The organism is Bacillus sp. 7705b (genome assembly GCF_002289525.1).
In the GTDB taxonomy this organism is placed as follows: domain Bacteria; phylum Bacillota; class Bacilli; order Bacillales; family Bacillaceae; genus Bacillus; species Bacillus halotolerans.
The window spans coordinates 1-21,861 of the sequence record NZ_NSDH01000008.1; the positions used below are offsets into that span (position 1 = coordinate 1).

The following is a 21,861-nucleotide window of genomic DNA, read 5'->3' on the forward strand; positions in this document are numbered from 1 at the left end:
CTTTATTAAAATGCCGTTCAAAGAAAATTATATCGTGTTTGAAAGCTTTTTAGGAAAAAATTATTCAGATAGCCCGAGAGATATTTATGAATATATGGTTGATAATAATCTCGATTATAAATATGTATGGATTTTTAATGATAAGCACAAAAAGATCCCAGGACCTGCCAAAGTTGTGAAAAGATTTAGTTTTAAATATTATTATTATTTAGGTGTATCGAGATATTGGGTGAGCAACTCCAGAATACCAATGCACATTGATAAAAGAAAAGAAAATATTTATTTACAAACATGGCACGGTACACCTCTCAAGAGACTTGTTTTTGATATGAAGGAAATTTATTCAGCAAATCCGAACTATAAAAAGAATTTCTATATTCAATCCAGAAGATGGGATTATTTAATAGCACCTAACAAATATTCTTCTGAAATATTCAAATCAGCCTTCTTATTTGAAAAAAACATGCTTGAGACAGGTTATCCAAGAAATGATATTTTATATAGAGATAATCAGCCTAAAAAGATTAATGATATTAAAGCGAAAATAGGCATACCTTTAGACAAAAAAGTAATACTTTATGCTCCTACATGGAGAGATGATGACTTTTATGCAGCAGGAAAATATAAGTTTAATTTAAAGCTTGATTTGCAAAAAATGAAAGAAAAACTAGGCGAGGATTATGTAATAGCCCTCAGAATGCACTATTTTATTGCGGATGAGATTAAAACTGACGGAGTAGAAGATTTTGCTTTTAATTTATCTAAATACGATGAAATAGCTGAGCTTTACTTGATCTCAGATATTTTAATAACGGATTACTCTTCTGTATTTTTTGACTATGCTAATTTAAAAAGACCTATTTTATTTTTCGCTTATGATTTGGAAAAGTACCGTGATCAGCTTAGAGGTTTCTACATTAACATTGAAGAAGATGTGCCTGGGCCAGTCGTTAAAACAAGCAATGATGTAATAAATTCAATATTAAATATTGAAGATGTACAGCATCAGTTTAAAGAAAAGTATGATGATTTTTATGCAAGATTTTGCAGTTGGCATGATGGGAATTCAACTGAGAAAGTTGTAAAGCAAGTATTTTTAGAAAGTAACTAATTTAAAAATAAAATCGGCTTTCAGAAAAAGAATTTATTACAGCAACGATGTCAAAAAGCTGTCGAGAAGTCGACAGCTTTTTGAAACTTATTGAGAAGTGAAAAAAAATATAATATCTGTTACAATTATCTGCGGTGCTTTCAGTTTTCTTAAACAGGAAGATTCCAAAAATCAACTAAGTCTAAGGAAGATAAAAATGAATGCTTTATTGCGAATACTGAAAGAGCAAATAACGTCGTTTCCTTTAATTTTACGATTGGCGGCTTATGAGACAAAATCTAAATATCAAATGAACTATTTAGGTGTGCTTTGGCAGTTTTTAAATCCTCTCATTCAAATGATGGCCTATTGGTTTGTATTTGGATTAGGAATAAGAAAAAGCGGTCCTGTAGAAACAGGAGCAGGTGAAGTTCCTTTTATTATCTGGATGCTTGCGGGTTTAATTCCTTGGTTTTTTATAAGTCCCACCATACTGGACGGTTCTAACAGTGTATTTAAACGAATTAAGATGGTTGCTAAAATGAATTTTCCGATAAGTTCTTTACCTTCGGTTGCCATTGTATCAAACTTGTTTAGCTATGCGATTATGATGCTGATTTATATTATCGTTCTCTTAGTGAATGGAGTGTATCCGAGCTTACATTGGTTACAATATTTTTATTACTTTTTTTGCATGATGGCTTTTATGTTTTCTTTTAGCTTGTTTAATTCAACGATCAGTGTATTGATCAGGGATTATCAGTTTTTACTACAAGCAGTGACGAGGCTTTTGTTTTACATGCTGCCGGTTGTCTGGGATATTACTGCTAGGCTTGGACAAACCCATCCTGAATTAGTAAAAATATTGAAGTTGAATCCCCTTTTCTACATTATCAAAGGCTTCCGAGACAGCATATTGGATGGGCAATGGTTCTTTCAAGACCTAAAATATACGATTTATTTCTGGCTGTTCACATTACTGGTATTAACAGTAGGTTCTATTCTTCATATGAAATTCAGAGATAGGTTTGTTGACTTTCTTTAATACGTAAGGAGATTTTTACGATGAAACTAAAAGTTTCGTTTCGAAATGTTTCAAAGCAGTATCACTTATATGAAAAACAGTCGGACAAGGTTAAAGGGCTTTTTTTTCCGGCTAAAGATAATGGTTTTTTTGCTGTGAGGAATGTCTCCTTTGACGTATACGAAGGAGAGACAGTTGGCTTTGTAGGAATAAACGGGTCAGGCAAATCCACTATGTCAAACCTGCTAGCTAAAGTTATTCCGCCGACCAGCGGTGAAATTGAAATGAACGGACAGCCCTCGCTTATTGCGATTTCAGCGGGTTTAAATAATGCGCTCACAGGCCGTGATAATATAAGACTTAAATGTTTAATGATGGGTTTAACAAATAAAGAAATTGACGACATGTACGAAAGTATTGTTGAATTTGCCGAAATTGGAGATTTCATAAATCAGCCTGTAAAGAACTATTCTAGTGGTATGAAATCACGCCTTGGTTTCGCAATATCCGTGCATATTGATCCTGACATTCTGATTATTGACGAAGCATTGTCTGTAGGGGATCAGACATTTTATCAAAAATGTGTAGACCGTATCACTGAATTTAAAAAACAGGGAAAAACTATTTTCTTTGTCAGTCACTCTATCGGCCAAATTGAAAAGATGTGTGACCGTGTAGCTTGGATGCATTACGGTGAGTTACGGATGTTTGACGAAACAAAAAAGGTTGTTAAAGAGTATAAAGCGTTTATTGACTGGTTTAATAAGCTTTCGAAAAAAGAAAAAGAAAAACATAAAAAAGTTCAAAATGAAGAGCGTAAGAGCCTGAATCCTGAAGAAGCAGCCCTTCTACTTCATAATAAGAAAAAACCGAAATCTTGGGTAAACATAACTCTAATTACGGTTTTATCTATTTTAGTGCTACTTTCAGCAGTGATGATGTTTGTCAACACTCCGTTAAGAACAATCGCATCTTTTGGAGGCATTTCAAAAGACCAAGTCAGGAAAGAACAATTACATTCAATTAATAAACTTGGGTATATTACCGCAGAGAATGCAAGTGTATATAACGATCAAAACCTTAAAGACAAAAGGAATGTGACACTCACGTTTGGTACTGAGGTTACAGTTGATGCTAAAGACGGAAAGGTAGCAAAAATAAAGGCCGATGGTAATTCATATTATTTTATCAAGCAACAAGATGTTACGACTAAGATAAAAATAATTGAATTAAAATCAGCTTCTTTCAAACCGTTTTTGCAGAAGCAGGAGGCGTCTGATTTTGAAAGCTATCTTTCGTTTCTTGGTAAACCTGCTGATACCGTTACATCTAAGATCAGTATTTATGCTGAAGGGAAAACAGCGGATGGCAGAAAAACGCTCGATGTGAAAGATAAGACGGTCACCTTTGTTATTGAAGATAATAGAGTGTATCAGCTTATTATGAATAATATTTCCTCTATTACTCCGAAATCTCTTTCTTTAAGCAATGATGACGTGTTACGTGACAGCAGTAAAAAGAGTTTTCTTGTAAAGACAGCGGAACATGTTTATACAGTTGACAATGACAAGAAAACTTTGACAATTATGTCTGTCTAACTAATGAAAAGGCTATTGGATATTGCATCCAATAGCCTTTATTATTTAAACTTCTTCTTTATTTAATAAGTCCTCCATAAACGGGATTAACTGCTGGCGAAGTTCTTTATCCTGCATGGCAAATTCCAAAGTAGTCGTGATGAAGCCAAGTTTTTCACCTACGTCATAACGTTTCCCTTCAAAATCATAAGCAAACACTCTCTGAATTTCATTCAGCTTTTGGATGGCGTCTGTCAGCTGAATTTCTCCGCCTGCGCCGACCTGTTGCTGTTCCAAGTACATAAAGATTTCAGGTGTAAACACATAACGCCCTAGGATGGCTAAATTAGAGGGTGCAGTGCCTTTTGCCGGTTTCTCAACGAAGTTTTTAACTTGATAACGGCGACCTTCGCTTGTAAGAGGATCAATGATACCGTAGCGATGTGTCTCTTCCTCCGGTACTTGCTGAACTCCGATGATAGATGATAGTGTTTTATCGTATTCATCCATCAGCTGACGTAATCCAGGCGTCTCAGCTTGGACAATATCATCACCCAAAAGAACGGCAAACGGTTCGTCACCGATAAAGTTGCGGGCGCACCATACAGCATGTCCAAGGCCTTTAGGCTCTTTTTGGCGAATGTAATGAATGTCAGCTAAGTTTGACGCCTTTTTCACTTTTTCAAGCAGTTCTATTTTTCCTTTTTCTTCAAGGTTTCTCTCTAACTCAGGAGAATAGTCGAAATGGTCTTCAATTGCACGTTTGCTTTTACCTGTAACGATAATAATATCTTCAATTCCAGCTTCTACCGCTTCCTCAATTATGTATTGAATGGTTGGTTTATCGACAATTGGAAGCATCTCTTTCGGCATTGCTTTTGTTGCCGGAAGGAAACGAGTTCCAAGGCCCGCTGCGGGAATAATAGCTTTACGTACTCTTTTCATGTATAACACCTTCCTTAGATTGAAAATATTTATGACCAAACTAGCTAGCAACAGTCTGTATCCATATTTTCTATTTACCCGTTAATTTGTTTATTACACATTTTTTATGATATAGGATAAACCATTTTTAAACAAGTTATATTCTAATTCAACCATGACACGTAATCTTTTTAAATTAATAAAAATAATAATGAAAAGATTTAATCTAAAACTTTTTCATGTAGAATGTAAAGAGGGCTACATTTAATTTTGCAGAATAGGTGAATTTATATGAAAAAATTGACTGTAATGACGATATTCGGAACACGTCCGGAAGCTATAAAAATGGCTCCGCTTGTTCTTGAGTTGAAAAAACATCCTGAAATTGAAAGCTATGTAACAGTGACAGCACAGCATAGACAGATGCTTGATCAGGTTCTTCAGGCATTTCGCATTACGCCTGATTTTGATTTGAATATTATGAAGGAACGGCAGACATTAGCGGAGATTACGTCTAATGCTCTACTGAAATTAGACGAGCTGTTCAATGAGGTCAAGCCCGATATTGTTCTTGTTCACGGAGATACGACGACAACATTTGCAGGAAGTCTTGCGGCTTTTTATCATCAGATTTCTGTGGGACATGTAGAGGCAGGGCTGCGGACTAGAAATAGATATTCTCCGTTTCCGGAGGAACTTAATCGTCAAATGACAGGTGTGATAGCTAATTTGCATTTTGCTCCGACCATTCAGGCACAAGAAAATTTACTTAAAGAAAACAAGGAACCAGATGCAATCTTTGTAACTGGGAATACGGCGATTGACGCACTGAACACCACGGTGCGAGACGAATACTCTCACCCTGTTTTAGAGAAAATCGGCAGTGACAAAATGATTCTTCTGACTGCTCATCGCCGGGAAAATCTAGGGCAGCCGATGGAGAATATGTTTAAAGCGATTCGGCGAATTGTGGAAGAATTTAAGGATGTACAGGTCGTATATCCAGTACATTTGAATCCTGTTGTCAGGGAAGCGGCACAGAAACACTTTGGTGACTCAGACAGGGTACATTTGATTGAGCCTTTAGAAGTAATTGATTTCCATAACTTTGCTTCAAAATCTTATTTTATTTTGACAGATTCAGGTGGAGTGCAGGAAGAAGCCCCATCACTCGGAAAGCCGGTACTTGTATTGCGCGACACAACAGAACGACCTGAGGGAGTGGAAGCAGGTACGCTAAAACTTGCAGGAACTGATGAAGATAGGATTTATCAATTGGCCAAACAGTTATTAACTGATGCTGACGAATATAACAAAATGTCTCATGCTTCAAATCCGTACGGTGACGGACAGGCATCTCGCCGAATAGTGGAAGAGCTACTGTATTATTATGGTTATCGACACAAGCATCCAGATTCCTTCCAAGAGAATTAAAAAATCTAAAAGCTTCGCCATTTTGCGAAGCTTTTTTCTGTTTAGCTATCAAGATTTTCATTTAGTTCCTTAGTAATTTTGGAAAGTGCATTTTCGTCTGCTTGATAATAATAAATTCCGTTAATTTTAGTTCCTTCGCCTTTTAAATCATGTTGTTTTACATGAGTTCGGGCATCTTTATAATTTGATTGGATCTCCCAAATGTCGTCAAAAGTTAAGTTCGTTTTCATATTATCTTCTACAATTTTGAATATGTTTCCTAATTTTGTTACTGAAGAAATCCTCGCCCCTTTGTTAATGATTCCTTGAATTACTTGTCGCTGGCGGTCTTGGCGTCCGAAATCGCCTCTTGGATCTTGTTTTCTCATTCGAGTGTATGCGAGTGCTTCTTTTCCGTTTAACGTAATTTTTCCTTTTCCAAATGAAAAGCCGTCATAACTGAATGAGAAAGAACTGTTAACAGTTATTCCGCCAAGAGTATCGACGATATCTCTGTAACTCTCCATATTGACTTTAACAAAGTAGTCAACGGGAACGTTAAGGAAATTTTCAACTGTATCCACAGTCATTTGCGCACCGCCAAAAGCAAACGAATGATTAATTTTATCCATGGTTCCTTTTCCTAGGATTTTTGTATACGTATCTCGTGGAATACTAACCATTTCTGTCGTTTTTGTTTTTGGATTAATCGTCATATAAATGAGCGTGTCGGCACGTCCTATGTCATTAGAACGTTCGTCAACCCCTATAATTAAGATAGAGATGGGGTCTTTTTTATTAATGTCAACAGCAGAATCTCTCTTCTTGGAATCCCCAATATTCTCATGAATACTAGCAATAGTCGAAGTAGCTTTATGCCATAAGTAGTATGCGTAACCACCGGTTCCAAAAGCAAATAGCCCAACAAATATTAAGAACATTAGCAATACAGTTTTTTTCTTCTTTTTGCGTTTATTTCTCATATTTTGCCCCCATTCTATTTTAATTATGAATTCTATTTCCAATAAATACAACTCTTTTTAAAAAGATATAAATCTTAGAAAAGTCGAATTATATCAAAAAAAAGTTTCAGTTTTTCTTAAATTTTCTTTAAAATATTACTTATGAAGTCGATAAAACATAATGAGGTGAAAAAGATGAAAAAAATAATTGGTTTAGTGTTCTTTATACTGCTTCTTTCAGGTTGCGGTGCGAATCATGAAAAAAGCCAAGGTGAAGATGTGTTAAATGATAATACCGTAACAAAGGAAGGGGTTTATGTAGGACTAGCGGATACTCATACAATTGAAGTCACCGTGGATAACGAGCCCATGAGTTTTGATATTACTGATGAATCGACAACTGATCTTGATAACTTAAATAATGGGGATAAGGTCAAAGTGGAATATGAAAAAAATGCAAAAGGACAACTTCTATTAAAGGATATTGAACTCACCAACTAAGCGTCAAGGAGGAATCTGAAATCTTGAAGTCTATCAAACGAATGATAGTATGTTTCCTTGCTGCAATTTTAATCAGCTTTCCATCCATTACTTTTGCAGCAGATTCAAACATCTCAGTAAAACTGACAAACTATATCGGAAATAAATCAAGTATCAGTCTGTCTCCAACAGGGTTCTATAAAGTAACCGGAAAAAATGTTGCCATTACGGACCGTTTTGGAGGATCTTCGCGGTATGAAACAGCAGCTCTTGCATCAAGCAGTCAATGGAAGTATCCGAGTACCGTCATATTGGTCAACCGTGATACAATCGGTGATTCGTTATCTATTATTCCGTTGGCAAAAAAATTAGATGCACCAGTCTTGTTAACTCATCCGGATAAATTATCAAAAGCAACAGAAGAACAGATTGCGAAGTACAGCCCCGATAATATTCTGATCATTGGAGGAACAGCTAGTATTTCTAGAGATATAGAGACTAAGCTGAAAACATACGGAGCTGTTAAAAGAATAAGCGGCAAGAACAAATATGTGTTATCTGAAAATATTGCTAAACAGATGGGGAGTTATGATAAGGCTATCGTTGTGACTGGGAAAGTGTTTCAGGATGCACTGGCTATTGCTCCGTATGCGGCAGCACATGGATATCCAATTTTATTAACGAATAAAGATAACCTTCCAGATTATGATTTGCCTAAACAAGTCATTATAGTCGGCGGTTCAACTAGTGTTAGTGACAGTGTCGAAAAGCAAATCAAGAAAACATCAACAGTGCAAAGAATACCTGGGGCGAACAGATATGAGATGGCTGCCAATATTGTGAAACAATTAAACTTAAAAGCTGATAAAGTAGTCATAGCAAATGGTAAAAAGTATGCTGATGTACTTGTAGGTGCTTCACTTGCCGCAAAGAAAAACGTTCCGATTTTATTTGTGCAACAAGACAGTATTCCTGATGTTACAGAAAATGTGACGAAAAATAAAGCAACCTATGCTTACGACTTTATTGGAAGTACAAGCGTCATTTCTGCCGGCGTCGAGAAGTCTCTTGCTGACAAATTTTATTTGGCAGGCGGGAAAAGCTACAACTTAAAAATCAGCAGCGGAAAATTAAATCTCGAGAACATAAAAACATACGGGAATTCTCTCAGAATAAAACCTGAAAAATATTCTACTTCTAACAGGATCAGTATTAATGGAAGAGAATACCTCGGAACTTTGAATTTCTCTATTGAATCTACCAAGTATATTAGACCGGTCAACGAAAACATACCATTTGAGGATTACCTAAAAGGGGTTATTCCAAATGAAATGCCCGCCAGCTGGCCGCTTGAAGCGTTAAAAGCGCAAACTGTTGCTGCCAGAACTTATTCCATCACAAAAACCGGCAGTACAGTAGCTGATACAACTGCTTTTCAAGTATACGGAGGATATAGCTGGAATTCTAATACGACGAAGGCGGTTGAGCAGACAAAAGGAAAGGTCTTAAAGTATAACAATTCTCTAATAACTGCGACCTATTCATCAAGTAACGGCGGTTATACTGAAGCAAGCAACGAGGTTTGGTCATCTAGTGTTCCATATTTAATTGCTAAAAAAGATACAAAAGATCCTCAAATAAGTTGGACACTATCTTTGTCAAAACAACAGCTTGATATGAATTCATTGAATTCAAACAAACCGTCTTCTTGGTGGTCTACAGCTGTTGAAACTGATTCAGCTCGACTTTCTGGTGTGAAAAATTGGATATTGAAAAATAAAGAAACGAGCGCAGTTGATGTAAAGATCGCAAGTATAGAAGATTTGAGTTTTAGTGGAACTACGCAAGGACAACGTGCCAAAACAGCATCCATGAAAGTAAAGTATCACGTTAAAAGTAATACCGGTACCTACAACTTAAATAAAAGCACAACGATTACTATGCCGGCAACTCAGTTAAGAACAATGATCGGGGCAACTGTTTTTAAGAGTACATATGTCACTATGAAAAAAGAGACATCCAAGTACACAATCAGCGGAAAAGGTTATGGTCACGGAATAGGGATGAGTCAATACGGAGCAAAAGCAAGGGCAGAAGCCGGGGATTCATACAGCTCTATTTTGAAATTTTATTATCCAGGCACAACCTTGACAAATTATTAATTTTTGATGAGCATTTAAGGAGGAAATACGATTGCATTCTTATATAAAGGTCCTCACAATGTGTTTTTTGGGACTCATTCTGTTTATACCCTCTGCATTAGCTGACAATTCAGTGAAAAGAGTTGGCGGAGATACCAGATACGATACGGCTGTTCAACTCTCCAAGCAAATATATTCAACAGCCAGTACTGCAGTAATAGTAGGAGGAAGTGCATATCCTGATGCTATTTCGGCTGTACCGCTTGCATATCAGAAAAACGCACCCCTGCTCTATACAAATACTAAAAAATTGTCTGGTGAAACAAAGACTAGATTAAAAGAATTGCATACTAGGAATGTAATTATAGTAGGGGGAACACCAGCTGTTTCTGATAATGTAGCCAATCAAATTAAAAGCCTGGGTATAAGCGTTAAACGTATAGGTGGTAGCAGCCGTTATGAAACAGCGGCAAAGGTAGCAAAAGAAATGAAGTCAACTTCTAAAGCTATTATTTTAAATGGTTTTGTATTTGCAGACGCACCAGCCATTGTCACTTATGCAGCAAGAAATGGATATCCGATTTTATTTACGAGAGAAACATCATTAAAAAGCGCAACATCAGAAGCTATAAAATCAAATGGGATAAAAAGTACGATTGTCGTAGGAGGTACGGCAAGCATTAGTAATAAAGTGTATAACAAACTCCCTTCTCCAACGAGAATTAGCGGGTCAAACAGATATGAACTTGCGGCTAACATTGTACAAAAGTTAAATTTACCTACAAGCAATGTACATGTAGGCAATGGATGGCTTTATCATGACTCAATTGCAGGAGCTTACTTAGCCGCTAGGAATAACCAATCTCTTATTCTGACGAATGGTAAAAATTTATCTGTCGGAGCACGGAAAATTATCGGAAGTAAAAACATATCTAATTTTACAGTTATAGGTAAATCAGGAGCTATACGCGATAAAGTGGCAAATCAATTAAAGAACCCGGTAGTCGGTGAAACAATCTTTATTGACCCGGGCCATGGAGACCAAGATTCAGGGGCAATCGGAAACGGACTGTTAGAGAAAGAAGTCAACCTAGATATAGCAAAACGATTAAATTCAAAGTTAGATACTTCTGGTGCTCTTCCGGTAATGTCGAGATCTAATGATACGTTTTATTCTTTACAGGAGAGAGTAAGTAAGGCAGCCTCTGTCCAAGCTGATTTGTTCATCAGTATTCATGCGAATGCCAACGATAGCTCATCTCCAAATGGCAGTGAGACCTATTACGACACAACATATCAGGCAACAAAAAGCAAACGATTAGCAGATCAAATTCAGCCGAAACTTGCAGCTAATCTTGGGACAAGAGACCGTGGAGTCAAGCAAGCCGGATTCTATGTTATCAAATATTCTAAAATGCCAAGCGTTTTAGTTGAGACTGCTTTCATCACAAATGCAGCCGACGCAAGTAAACTGAAACAAGCAGTTTATAAAGATAAAGCCGCCCAAGCTATTCATGATGGTACAGTTTCATATTATAGATAAAAAAAAAGAGACAAATCTAAATAACAGATTTGTCTCTTTTTTTTATCATTTAAATGATTAAAACAAGGGCTTGTACATAAAATGATAAAGAACATTAATATAATTTATCAGAAAAAACACGTAATTCACACTTCTTAACAATCCATTTACAACCAATTAACATCCGTCTGCTAAACTGACTGGCATAGGTCATCATAACATCCCAAACAAATCGTGAGGTGTGTGTCAGTGGGTGCAGAAAAAAGCATGAATGTGAGTCGCGAATTCTCAGTGCAGCAAGCATCATTTGCATTATCAGAAAAAACGGCTCGTTATTTGGCAGTAAAGCGCGTGATGGATATTTGGTTTGCGCTGATTGGATTGGTAGTTGCGCTGCCAATGATTGCGGTATTTTCAATATTGATTTGTTTGGAGACGCCGGGGCCTGCCATCTATACGCAGGAGCGTGTAGGAAAAGGTGGGAAACCTTTTAAGCTTTATAAGCTTCGTTCCATGAAAATAGATGCCGAGAAGTCTGGGGCAGTTTGGGCGCAGAAGCAGGATCCGCGGGTGACACGAATTGGAGCATTTATCAGAAGAACGCGAATTGACGAGCTTCCTCAGCTGTTTAATGTGCTGAAAGGCGATATGAGCATGATTGGACCTCGCCCGGAACGTCCAGTGTTTACGGAAAAGTTTCAGAATGAGATTCCGGGGTTTACACAGCGTCTGGCTGTCAAACCGGGATTGAGCGGCTGGGCGCAGGTGAACGGCGGTTACGACATGACGCCGAAGGAAAAGCTTATATTTGATTTATATTACATTCGCAATCTGACTTTCATGTTGGAATTAAAAATTATGTTAAAAACTTGTAAAGTAGTCTTGACAGGTGATGGTGCAAGATAAACATCTGCATTCGCCATCAAACTGAGCTTAAAAAGAAGTAGGGAATATGATGCCAAGTATTACAAAACAAATCATGAGCGGCGCAAAGTGGACAAGTGTTTCAACAATCTGTATTACAATCATTCAAATCGTTCAGTTTGCCTTGCTTGGAAATATGATGACCTTAACGGAATTTGGACTCGTCGGCATGATCACAACGGTTACAATATTCGCCCAGATTGTGCTTGATATGGGATTTGGCGCCGCGTTAATTCAAAGAGATGACGCCACGGAGCGCCAGCTGTCAACATTGTATTGGCTGAACATTATGACCGGCATTTTGCTGTTTGTGCTTTTATATGTGTGCAGTCCCGTCATTGCGGGATTTTATCAAAGAGAAGAGCTTGTGTTTCTCATCAGGATTTTGGGGATTATGTTTTTGGTAGCTCCGATCGGACAGCAGTACCAGTATATGCTGCAGAAGGAGCTGCAATTTAATACGTTAAGCAAAATAGAGATTTTTTCAAATGTATTGTCCTTCGGATATTTAGCGATAGCGGTTTTTATGACGGATGCGATTTTGGCGTACGTGGTTTCTCAGGTGCTGCTGCAGTCCAGTAAAGGGATTCTATTCTGGGCTGTATACCAAAAAAAATGGCGCCCATCCTTTGTTTTTGATCTAAGGGGAATGAAGGAGTTCTTCTCCTTTGGAGCCTTTCAGCTTTCATCCCGTCTTGTGAACAGGCTGGGAGCGAACATCGATATGATCTTAATCGGCCGGTTTATCGGTGCCGAAGCGCTGGGCATTTATAATCTTGCCTACCAGATTGTCACCATTCCGGTTTTGAAAATTAATCCGATTGTGACGCGGGTCGCGTTTCCCATTTTCGCCAAAAACAAATACGAAAACAGCGTGATCAGAGAAGGCTTTCTGAATATGACAAAAATGCTTGCGCTTGTATCGTTCCCGCTGTTAATCGGGCTCGTATCCGTGTCAGACGCCTTTATCGCAGCTGTTTTCGGAGAAAAATGGCTTGCTGCTGTCCCTGTTCTGAATGTTCTTGCCATCGTCGGGATACTCAGGGTGCTGATGAATCCGAATGGTTCTGTGCTTCTTGCTAAAGGAAGAGCAGATTTGGCTTTTTATTGGGACTCCGGCGTCATGCTGCTGTATGGTTTGTCGCTGTTTGCAGCTGTTCAGACGGGCAATCTTCTGACTGTCGCTTGGGTATATGCCGTCATCAGCGTTTTCAATTTTCTAATCGGTCGCTGGCTGCTGGCATATGTCATTAAGCTCAATCTTTCAGCTTATTTTAAAGCCGTTATGAAGCCGTTTCTGATCACAGCGGGTATGGCCGTTATCGCGTTCGGCGCGAGTTTAGGAACAGAACGCTTCAGCTTGCAGGCGGAAATGAGGCTGGCAATTTCAGTGGCGGCCGGGGCGCTCTGCTATCTCTTTCTTTTGGGTAAAGCGTACCCTCAGATGAAAAGCAAACTACTAAGAAAAGGACGTTTGTCATGAAGATTTTGTGGATCACAAGCGTATATCCAAGCAGTCTGAAACCCGGCGAGGGTGTGTTTCATGAAACACAGGTGCAAGAGCTGCTGAAGCTCGGGCTGGATATCACCGTGATATGCCCAAGACCTTTTCACCCTGCGCCTGTCCGTATGCTGAAAAAGGCATACCGAAAAAAGGATGCCAGACCAGAATATGAGATACGGAAAGGAATCCCGGTTTACCGGCCTTTCTATCCCGCTGTTCCCGGCCAGCTGAAATGGGCTCAGCCGCACCGGCGCATTGGGGCAGCTGTTTTAAAAACCATTAAACAGCATGATTTGAACCCTGATCTGATCCATGCGCACTTTGCTATGCCTTCGGGCGGGGCTGCGGCAGTCGTGTCAAAGACAATCGGGATTCCGTATATTTTAACTTTGCATGGCAGTGATGTGAATATCTATCCTCACTACAGCAAAGGCGCGTTTAAAGCCTTCAAAACTGCGGTTGGTTCCGCATCCGCAGTTCTTGCAGTCAGCGAAAAGCTTCAGGAAGAAACCAAAAAACTTTCTGGCTTTGACAGTACGGTTTTGCCGATCGGCATACAGCTCAGCCGTTTTCAGGAAAATGATCAGACAAAAGAAGAAATCAGAAAAAACCTCGGGCTCCCGCTTGACCAGCACCTTGCTGTCTATGTGGGCAGGCTCGTTAAGGAAAAAGGCATTTTTGAATTGTCAGAAGCCATTGAGATGATGGAGGAAGCGCCTCGAGCTGTTTTTGTGGGAGACGGCCCCGCAAAATCTTTGCTGATGCAAAAGGGACATATTGTAACAGGCCAAGTGCCGAATCACAGGGTGAGAGAGTATTTGCTCGCCGCAGATATGTTTGTGCTCCCTTCTTATAGCGAGGGAATGCCGACTGTTGTGATCGAGGCGCTGGCACTGCGGGTTCCTGTCATCTGTACAGATGTCGGTGGAGTGGCTTCATTATTCGGAAAGCATCGGCATTTGCTGATTGAACCGAAATCAGCTCAAGCCTTAGCAAACACGATCTCTTTATACGCACAAGATCAAATATGGCAGCCGGAAGTGGCAGATGAATTATATCAAATCATTCACACTCAATATGACGCCGGGAAAAATGCCAGGGCGCTGTATGATCAGTATCAGATGGTTCTGAAAACACCTGTTTAATCGTAAGTAACTGCGACCAATATAAATAGGAAGATGAATTTACAGGAGAGGGATGAGGGCTGTGAAAAAAATTGCTGTCATTGGAACAGGATATGTAGGACTCGTATCAGGCACCTGCTTTGCGGAAATCGGAAATAAAGTGATTTGCTGTGATATCAACGAATCAAAAATCAGAAGTCTGAAAAACGGAGTAATCCCAATCTATGAACCAGGGCTTGCAGATTTAGTTGAAAAAAATGTGTTAGAACAGCGCCTGTCTTTTACTAACGATATTCCGTCTGCCATTCGGGCTTCAGACATTATTTATATTGCAGTCGGAACCCCGATGTCTAAAACAGGCGAAGCTGATTTAACGTACGTCAAAGCGGCTGCGAAAACGATTGGTGAACATCTCACCGGCTACAAAATCATTGTCAATAAAAGCACAGTCCCAGTCGGCACCGGAAAACTGGTTCAATCTATCATTCAAAAAGCTTCGAAGGGAAGATGCTCCTTTGATGTTGTATCCAACCCTGAATTTCTTCGGGAGGGCTCAGCGATTCATGACACGATGAATATGGAGCGTGCCGTCATTGGGTCAACCAGTCATAAAGCCGCTTCCATCATAGAGGAACTGCATCAGCCTTTTCATGCTCCTGTTATTAAAACGAATTTAGAAAGTGCAGAGATGATTAAATATGCTGCAAATGCATTTTTGGCTACAAAGATTTCGTTTATTAACGATATCGCGAACATTTGCGAGCGAGTCGGCGCGGACGTCTCAAAAGTTGCTGACGGCGTCGGGCTCGACAGCCGGATCGGCAGAAAGTTCTTGAAAGCGGGTATTGGGTTTGGCGGCTCCTGCTTTCCTAAGGATACAACCGCACTGCTTCAAATTGCCAAAACGGCCGGCTATCCATTTAAGCTCATAGAAGCCGTCATTGAGACAAATGAAAAGCAGCGCGTTCACATTGTAGATAAGCTCTTAACTGTGATGGGAAGCATAAAAGGGAGAACCATTTCCGTGCTCGGATTGGCCTTCAAACCGAATACAAACGATGTGAGGTCCGCTCCAGCTCTCGATATCATTCCAATGCTGCAGCAGCTGGGCGCACAAGTGAAAGCATATGATCCGATTGCCATTCCGGAGGCATCAGCAGTCCTTGGCGACCAGACCGAGTATTACACAGATGTGTATGCTGCGATGGAGGGAACCGACGCATGCCTTATTTTGACCGATTGGCCGGAAGTAAAAGAAATGGAGCTTGTAAAAGCAAAAATGCTTTTAAAACAGCCAATCATCATCGATGGCAGAAATATATTTTCACTCGAAGAAATGCAGGCTGCGGGATACATTTATCACTCCATCGGCCGTCCTGCGGTTCGGGGAACAGAACCTTCCGACCGCTACTTTCCGGCTTTGCCAATGGAAGAACTGGCTAAGGATTTGGGGAGTGTCAATTTATAAAAAGAAAAAGGGTTACTTGTTTGAAGTGCCGGCTGCTTAGGCTCGGCCGCCGGCTCCTGAAACATCAGGAAAGGGGTTAAGCATGTGAGTATCAAACGTTCAGCGGTTCATACGCTTGCGTTACTGGCCGCTGTCATATTGGGGATCGTCCTATTGCTGGGAGCCATCCGCACAGATACAGGTCTTACGCAGATGGCTGCCGTTCTCGCTGTATTGGCTATCGGCCTGTTTGCGCTGACGCTTGCAGCATCATTTACAACAAAAGAACAGCTGTTTATGGCCGTCATCTATATTTTGATTGCCTGCACTTTTTTAAATAATGCTTTTTTCGCGATTCATCTTGGATTCTTTAGTTTGTTTCTTTATCGGCTTTTGCTCATCGCCGCCGGCTGCCTCCATCTTGTGGGGGTACTGCGGAGCCGAACACATATTGAAAAGTGGAACGGGCTGCAAGTAAAAGGGATTTTGCTCTTTTTCGCCTTTTGGTTTTTATATGGCCTTGTTTCCTTGCTATGGGCCAAATCAGTTACAGACGGTCTGAAATATTTAGCACTGCTGGCGATGGGGATATTTTTTATTTATCTTATTGTGATGTATGTGCAAAAAATGGAACGTCTGATGATTATTTATTCCATTTGGCTGGTGATGACGGTATTTCTGATGATCATCGGTTTTTACAATCATATAACCCATCATCATCTCCCGAGTTCGACTTTGTACAGCGGACCGGAATATAAGCAGCATTATCCGACCTCAGTCTTCTTTAATCAAAATGATTTTGCGACATTTTTGTCGATCAGTTTCTTTTTTTACATCGCAATGGTAAAAAACATAAAGAACGGTTACTTAAAGGGAATTGGCCTTGTGCTCTCGCTTGGTGCATTGTATTTAATCTTTGCGACTGGTTCCAGAGCCAGCCTGCTGGGCGTTTTTGCGGGAATAGCCGTCTACATTTTTATTGTCTTGCCGCCTGTTCTGAAAAAAATCGCTATTTGGCTGTCGGCAGCAGGAATTGCGGTCTTTGCGGCTCTTTTTGCCAGCCGAATTTCCGCAGTGTTTTGGAAGCTGTTTCTGGCTCCTCAGACGTCTCATTCTTTCCAAGAGACACTCCCGTCCAATGTGGCCAGGGCCAATCTGTTAAAAAACGCATGGCACTTCTTCCTTGACTCATACGGATTCGGAGTGGGCGCAGGCAATGTGTCTTATTATCTTGAACATCATGCTTTATATGATACTGATAATGTGACAGAGGTACACAATTGGCTGGTAGAGATTCTGGCAAACTTCGGCTTGCTTATCATGCTCGGCTATCTGGCCATTTATTTATACCTGATGTGGGTGCTTTACAAGTTTTATGAAAGAAAAATGGAAAATCAGTCAAAACTGATCACAGAAGGGCTCATCACAGCTATGGTCAGTTTCCTGGTATCCAGCATCAGCCCAAGCTCTGTCTCAAATTTATTTTTCCATTGGGTATTTCTGGCGCTCGTCATCGCCGCGGTGAATGTCTTAAGGCGATCCAGGCAGCAGCTTGAGCCCATATACCGGTAAACAGACTACAAAAAAGCAGGGAGACTTATATGAAGGATATAGTGATAAGATTAGCCCGGCGCATAAAGAAAAATATCATCTGGATTATATTAGTGCCGCTTATTTTAGGTGCGGCGGGATATATACTGCCGTCCCAAATCGCGGATAAAAAGAGTTACACAGCTGAGGTTACTTTAGCTGTGGGGAGCTATGATCATCCGGTTTATAACAGTACAGAAGAGATTCCGCTCCTGCTGAGGAGTGATGCTTTTTTGAAGGAGGCGCTTCCTGACGAAAAAGATGAAGATCTTGCGGAGATCAAAGAGAAGCTCACTGTGAAATCGGAGTCTAAGTCTTTACTGTCTTTGAGCTATGCCGACCAGGATCAGGAAAGAACCGAATCGGTGTTAAACGCTGTTTCCTCCACCTTTCTCAAAAACGACCAAAAGCTGTTTGAGGAAAGAGAAGCCGTCATCCGCCGCAGCATAGACGCGCTGGAAGGTGAATCGGTGAGCGAGGATTCCAAGGTGGATAAAGAAAGATTTTTGTATGAGCTGAAAAACACACAGCTTAATCTGAAAGCGGCCAGTGCTGTTGATTCTGAAACCGTAAGTGAGGCATCAGGCGGAGGAATGTCCCCGAAAAAGAAAGCGGTTCTGGGTGTTCTGATCGGCATAACGATTGCCTTTATGTTCGTTGTCATTCCTGAATTTTTCAGAGAGTCCTTTTAAAATCATACGATGGAGATGTGATCATGACCAACTGGAAACCTCTCGTATCTGTCATTACACCTTCTTATAATGCGCGTGACTATATTGAAGACACGATTCATTCAGTGTTAGATCAGAGCCACCCTCATTGGGAAATGATTATCGTGGATGATTGCTCAACGGACGGCACACGCGACATTTTAAAGCAGTATGAGAAGATAGATGAAAGAATTCATGTGATCTTTCTGGAAGAGAACAGCGGAGCCGCGATAGCAAGAAATAAAGCGCTGGAACATGCCCAAGGACGCTATGTGGCATTTTTGGACAGTGATGACAAATGGAAAAAAGACAAACTGAAAAGGCAGCTTGATTTTATGATGGAGCGGTCCTGTGCGTTTTCCTTTACAGGCTACAGTTTAATGTCGCAGGACGGGGTGCCGATGGATAAATTCATTCATGCTCCCGAAAGCCTGACATATGATGATGCTCTTAAAAATACCATTATCGGCTGTCTAACGGTGATGATTGACAGGGAACAGACGGGACAGATCCAAATGCCGAATATTAGAACGAGGCAAGACTTGGCAACATGGCTGTCTCTTTTAAAAAAGGGTTTTACAGCATACGGAATGAATGAGTGTTTAGCTGAATACCGGCTTGTCAATAATTCGATTTCAAGCAACAAATGGAAGGCTGCAAAAAAAACATGGTTTGTCTACAGAGAGATCGAACGGCTCCATTTAATGAAAGCAACATGGTGTTTTGTTCAATATGCGAAAAACGCGGTGAAAAAAAGACTGTAACCGCAAACAGAGAGAAAAGGTGATGAAGGTGGAAACAAAAGCAATGATTCACGTCATCGTGGCTACTGCTGAATGGGGAAAAGATCAATTGAGGTACAGACGGCATCGATTGGCTGAATTTTTAGCTGCTCAGGAAGAAACAAAGGAAGTCATCTGGGTCTGCCCGGCTCCGCGCACCCAAAGGATGGAATTTCAGCAAGTTCAATCCGGTATCCGGCAGTTTGCCGTAAAGGACTTGCTGCAAAAGAAAATGTTTCGCTTCGGACGGTATACCGATGTGTTTTATAAGCATAAGCTCTCACCTTTATTAGAAGAGCTGAAATCCGCTTCAGCCAGAGGTGAACGCTGCTGCTTATGGTACACGTTTCCCGGATTCCCGCTGCTGTCTTCATTGTATCCTTGGGACCAGGTGATTTATGATTGCAGTGACTTGTGGGCGGCGCCGATCAGCGGACGTTCCAATATGCTTTCCGAGTTCAGGCGGAAAGTCATCAAAACAGCGGAGCTGCGAATTATCGAGCGTGCCGATTCCATTACTTGTTCATCGGAGTACCTGCACAATGAAGTTGACAAAAAGCTGACAGCGGGACAAGAAAAGGTTCATACCGTTGAAAACGGTGTTGAATATGACCTGTTTTCAGAACATAAAGCGGTTCCCGATCGAAGCATCTTGCAGGGAAGAGAGGGGGCTGTACTGGGATTTATCGGCGGGATTAAACCAAAGCTGGATTTTAAATTGATTGAGGAAGCGGCTCTGAGAAAACCCGATTGGACATTTTTATGGGTCGGCCCGGACGCCACCAATGGTGACACAGCGTTTCAAGAGCTTCTGAAGCTTTCCAATGTGATATGGACGGGGCCGGCAGATCCGAAAGAAGTTCCGCACTTTATGGAACTGATTGATGTCGGTATTATGCCTTATAAAAAGTCATCCTATAACCAAGCGGTTTTCCCGCTTAAGCTATTTGAATTTTTAGCAGCAGGAAAGCCGGTCGTCGGCTCTAACCTTCCGTCAACTTCTAAAATGCAAAAGCCGTATATTTACGAATATATGGAAGGCAATGACCATAATGATTTTATAGCTGCGTGCGAGAAAGTGCTTGAAAAAGACGGAGACGAGACATACAAAGAGATGCGGCGAAACATTGCCCGCACACAAGATTGGAATGTTTTATTCAAACAAATCATGAAATATACAGGTATTCAAAAACATGCGTAGTCCTTTAATTGGGATGCGCGTTTTTTGATTATACGTGTTTCTTTTTGATGAAGCTTGTTATAATAACTAAGGAGAAGGTATAATGGAAGGAACGGTTCTCTATATAAATAAAGACTTCATATAATTCCAAAGGAGACTTCTTTATGCTTGACGAACGCATGATTCGCATTGTTGTTGCGTTTATTGTCTCGCTGCTAACGGTTTTAATCATAACCCCAATCGTAAAAAGGATTGCGATTAAAATAGGTGCAGTTGATCAGCCCGGCAATCGAAAAGTACATGATAAAATCATGCCCCGAATGGGCGGGCTGGCCATATTTATCGGGGTGGTTACAGGTGTGCTTGTATCCGGTATATACACAGAAACAAGAATGACGGCTATCACAGTCGGGGCATTTATCATTATTGTGTTGGGAATTCTTGACGATAAATATCAATTAAGCGCAAAAGTTAAATTTATCATTCAATTAGCCGTAGCTATTATGATTGTAAGCACAGGCTTAAAAATGGACTTTTTCTCAGTACCTTTTTTAGCTGAGCGATTTGAATTGGGCTGGATGGCATATCCGCTGACTGTATTATGGATTGTCGGCATCACAAACGCGATGAACCTGATTGACGGATTGGACGGCCTTGCGGCAGGTCTTTCTGTTATCGGCCTGTCCACGATTGCAGTTATGGCGCTATCTGGCGGAAAAGTACTCATTCTGTCACTTTCATTAGTTGTTATCGCAAGTACGCTCGGATTTTTGTTCTACAATTTTCATCCGGCAAAAATCTTTATGGGGGATACGGGATCACTGTTTTTAGGGTATGTCATTTCCATTCTCTCATTGTTAGGGCTGTATAAAAGCGTAACATTGTTCAGTATTGTCATTCCGATTATTATATTAGGCGTGCCGATTTTTGACACAACATTTGCAATCATAAGACGGATACTAAACAAACAGCCGATTTCAGCGCCCGATAAATCACATATTCACCATAGGCTGATGGCCTTTGGCCTTTCACATCGGATGTCGGTCATTGTCATCTATCTGATTGGATTTATTTTCAGCATCAGTGCAATCGTGCTGAAAAGCGCTACAATTTGGCTTTCCCTGTTTATTATCTTTATCTTAATTATATTTATGCAAATAATAGCAGAAGTTACGGGACTCGTGAATGAACGTTTTAAGCCATTTACAAAATTCTATAAACGTCTTGTGAAAAGAAATTAAAAACAACAAAAAAGAATTTCTAAGATGATATAACATTCAACTTAGAAATTCTTTTTTTATACCATTTATAACTTAATTGCTTTGGCATAACGAATCCCTTGTTCATATTTGTAATGTACCTCATCATTATACAATTTAGTTGGCAAATACAAATTTAAATGATTATTATTGTTTTCGAGGGCAAAGTCATTAACCTTATAGACTAATTTGATTTTTGTTGATTGGT

At 40.1% G+C, this 21,861-nt stretch carries 18 protein-coding genes; 16 read left to right on the forward strand and 2 right to left on the reverse strand.

The genetic code is table 11. The features are described 5' to 3' along the window. From CJU60_RS02920 to tagH, 3 genes are all read left to right on the forward strand, one after another. A partial coding sequence (locus tag CJU60_RS02920) for a CDP-glycerol glycerophosphotransferase family protein (RefSeq protein WP_141243755.1) occupies positions 1-1,111 on the forward strand: 1,111 nt, incomplete at its 5' end. A 196-nt stretch (positions 1,112-1,307) separates the two neighbouring features. Further along, positions 1,308-2,135: a teichoic acids export ABC transporter permease subunit TagG gene (tagG, locus tag CJU60_RS02925; RefSeq protein ID WP_095712889.1), complete on the forward strand. Its 828-nt coding sequence runs from the start codon at positions 1,308-1,310 to the stop codon at positions 2,133-2,135. 20 nt (positions 2,136-2,155) lie between these two features. Beyond that, the gene (tagH, locus tag CJU60_RS02930; protein WP_095712890.1) at positions 2,156-3,712 is read left to right on the forward strand and encodes a teichoic acids export ABC transporter ATP-binding subunit TagH; all 1,557 of its coding nucleotides are present in this window, start codon (positions 2,156-2,158) and stop codon (positions 3,710-3,712) included. A 45-nt stretch (positions 3,713-3,757) separates the two neighbouring features. Here the strand turns inward: tagH and galU are convergent, their stop codons facing one another. Next, positions 3,758-4,636, reverse strand: a complete 879-nt coding sequence (galU, locus tag CJU60_RS02935; protein WP_095712891.1) for a UTP--glucose-1-phosphate uridylyltransferase GalU — start codon at positions 4,634-4,636, stop codon at positions 3,758-3,760. 270 nt (positions 4,637-4,906) lie between these two features. Between galU and wecB the strand changes: the two genes are divergently transcribed. Beyond that, a complete protein-coding gene (wecB, locus tag CJU60_RS02940) occupies positions 4,907-6,049 on the forward strand; it encodes a non-hydrolyzing UDP-N-acetylglucosamine 2-epimerase (protein WP_095712892.1) in 1,143 nt (380 codons plus the stop codon). A 41-nt stretch (positions 6,050-6,090) separates the two neighbouring features. Here wecB and tagU read toward each other — a convergent pair whose 3' ends face one another. Next, entirely contained in the window at positions 6,091-7,011 is a 921-nt protein-coding gene (tagU, locus tag CJU60_RS02945; RefSeq protein ID WP_095712898.1) for a polyisoprenyl-teichoic acid--peptidoglycan teichoic acid transferase TagU, read from the reverse strand. Between the two features lie 174 nt (positions 7,012-7,185). On the opposite strand from tagU, the gene CJU60_RS02950 reads away from it, so the two are divergent. The 12 genes from CJU60_RS02950 (at position 7,186) to CJU60_RS03005 (ending at position 21,635) form a co-directional block, all read left to right on the forward strand. Further along, positions 7,186-7,491 (forward strand): hypothetical protein, encoded by a 306-nt coding sequence (locus CJU60_RS02950; protein ID WP_095712893.1) that lies wholly within the window; start codon positions 7,186-7,188, stop codon positions 7,489-7,491. Positions 7,492-7,514: 23 nt separating this feature from the next. Further along, positions 7,515-9,632, forward strand: a complete 2,118-nt coding sequence (locus CJU60_RS02955; protein ID WP_095712894.1) for a SpoIID/LytB domain-containing protein — start codon at positions 7,515-7,517, stop codon at positions 9,630-9,632. Positions 9,633-9,663: 31 nt separating this feature from the next. Further along, on the forward strand, positions 9,664-11,154 hold the full coding sequence (locus tag CJU60_RS02960) for an N-acetylmuramoyl-L-alanine amidase (protein WP_095712895.1): 1,491 nt from the start codon (positions 9,664-9,666) through the stop codon (positions 11,152-11,154). 228 nt (positions 11,155-11,382) lie between these two features. Further along, positions 11,383-12,039 (forward strand): sugar transferase, encoded by a 657-nt coding sequence (locus CJU60_RS02965; RefSeq protein ID WP_024123040.1) that lies wholly within the window; start codon positions 11,383-11,385, stop codon positions 12,037-12,039. 49 nt (positions 12,040-12,088) lie between these two features. Continuing rightward, the gene (gene tuaB, locus CJU60_RS02970) at positions 12,089-13,540 is read left to right on the forward strand and encodes a teichuronic acid biosynthesis protein TuaB (RefSeq protein ID WP_095712899.1); all 1,452 of its coding nucleotides are present in this window, start codon (positions 12,089-12,091) and stop codon (positions 13,538-13,540) included. Continuing rightward, on the forward strand, positions 13,537-14,706 hold the full coding sequence (tuaC, locus tag CJU60_RS02975; protein WP_095712896.1) for a teichuronic acid biosynthesis protein TuaC: 1,170 nt from the start codon (positions 13,537-13,539) through the stop codon (positions 14,704-14,706). Before tuaB ends, tuaC begins: the two co-directional genes overlap by 4 nt. A gap of 61 nt (positions 14,707-14,767) precedes the next feature. Beyond that, a complete protein-coding gene (gene tuaD / locus CJU60_RS02980) occupies positions 14,768-16,153 on the forward strand; it encodes a UDP-glucose 6-dehydrogenase TuaD (RefSeq protein WP_095712900.1) in 1,386 nt (461 codons plus the stop codon). Between the two features lie 84 nt (positions 16,154-16,237). Further along, positions 16,238-17,704, forward strand: coding sequence for a teichuronic acid biosynthesis protein TuaE (tuaE, locus tag CJU60_RS02985; protein ID WP_095712897.1), 1,467 nt, complete (start codon positions 16,238-16,240; stop codon positions 17,702-17,704). 29 nt (positions 17,705-17,733) lie between these two features. Then, positions 17,734-18,414, forward strand: a complete 681-nt coding sequence (gene tuaF, locus CJU60_RS02990; protein WP_024123035.1) for a teichuronic acid biosynthesis protein TuaF — start codon at positions 17,734-17,736, stop codon at positions 18,412-18,414. A gap of 23 nt (positions 18,415-18,437) precedes the next feature. After that, positions 18,438-19,196, forward strand: coding sequence for a teichuronic acid biosynthesis protein TuaG (tuaG, locus tag CJU60_RS02995; RefSeq protein ID WP_024123034.1), 759 nt, complete (start codon positions 18,438-18,440; stop codon positions 19,194-19,196). A gap of 28 nt (positions 19,197-19,224) precedes the next feature. Continuing rightward, a complete protein-coding gene (gene tuaH, locus CJU60_RS03000) occupies positions 19,225-20,415 on the forward strand; it encodes a teichuronic acid biosynthesis protein TuaH (RefSeq protein ID WP_095712901.1) in 1,191 nt (396 codons plus the stop codon). Between the two features lie 143 nt (positions 20,416-20,558). Beyond that, a complete protein-coding gene (locus tag CJU60_RS03005; RefSeq protein ID WP_010332075.1) occupies positions 20,559-21,635 on the forward strand; it encodes a glycosyltransferase family 4 protein in 1,077 nt (358 codons plus the stop codon). The last annotated feature ends 226 nt before the right edge of the window (positions 21,636-21,861 follow it).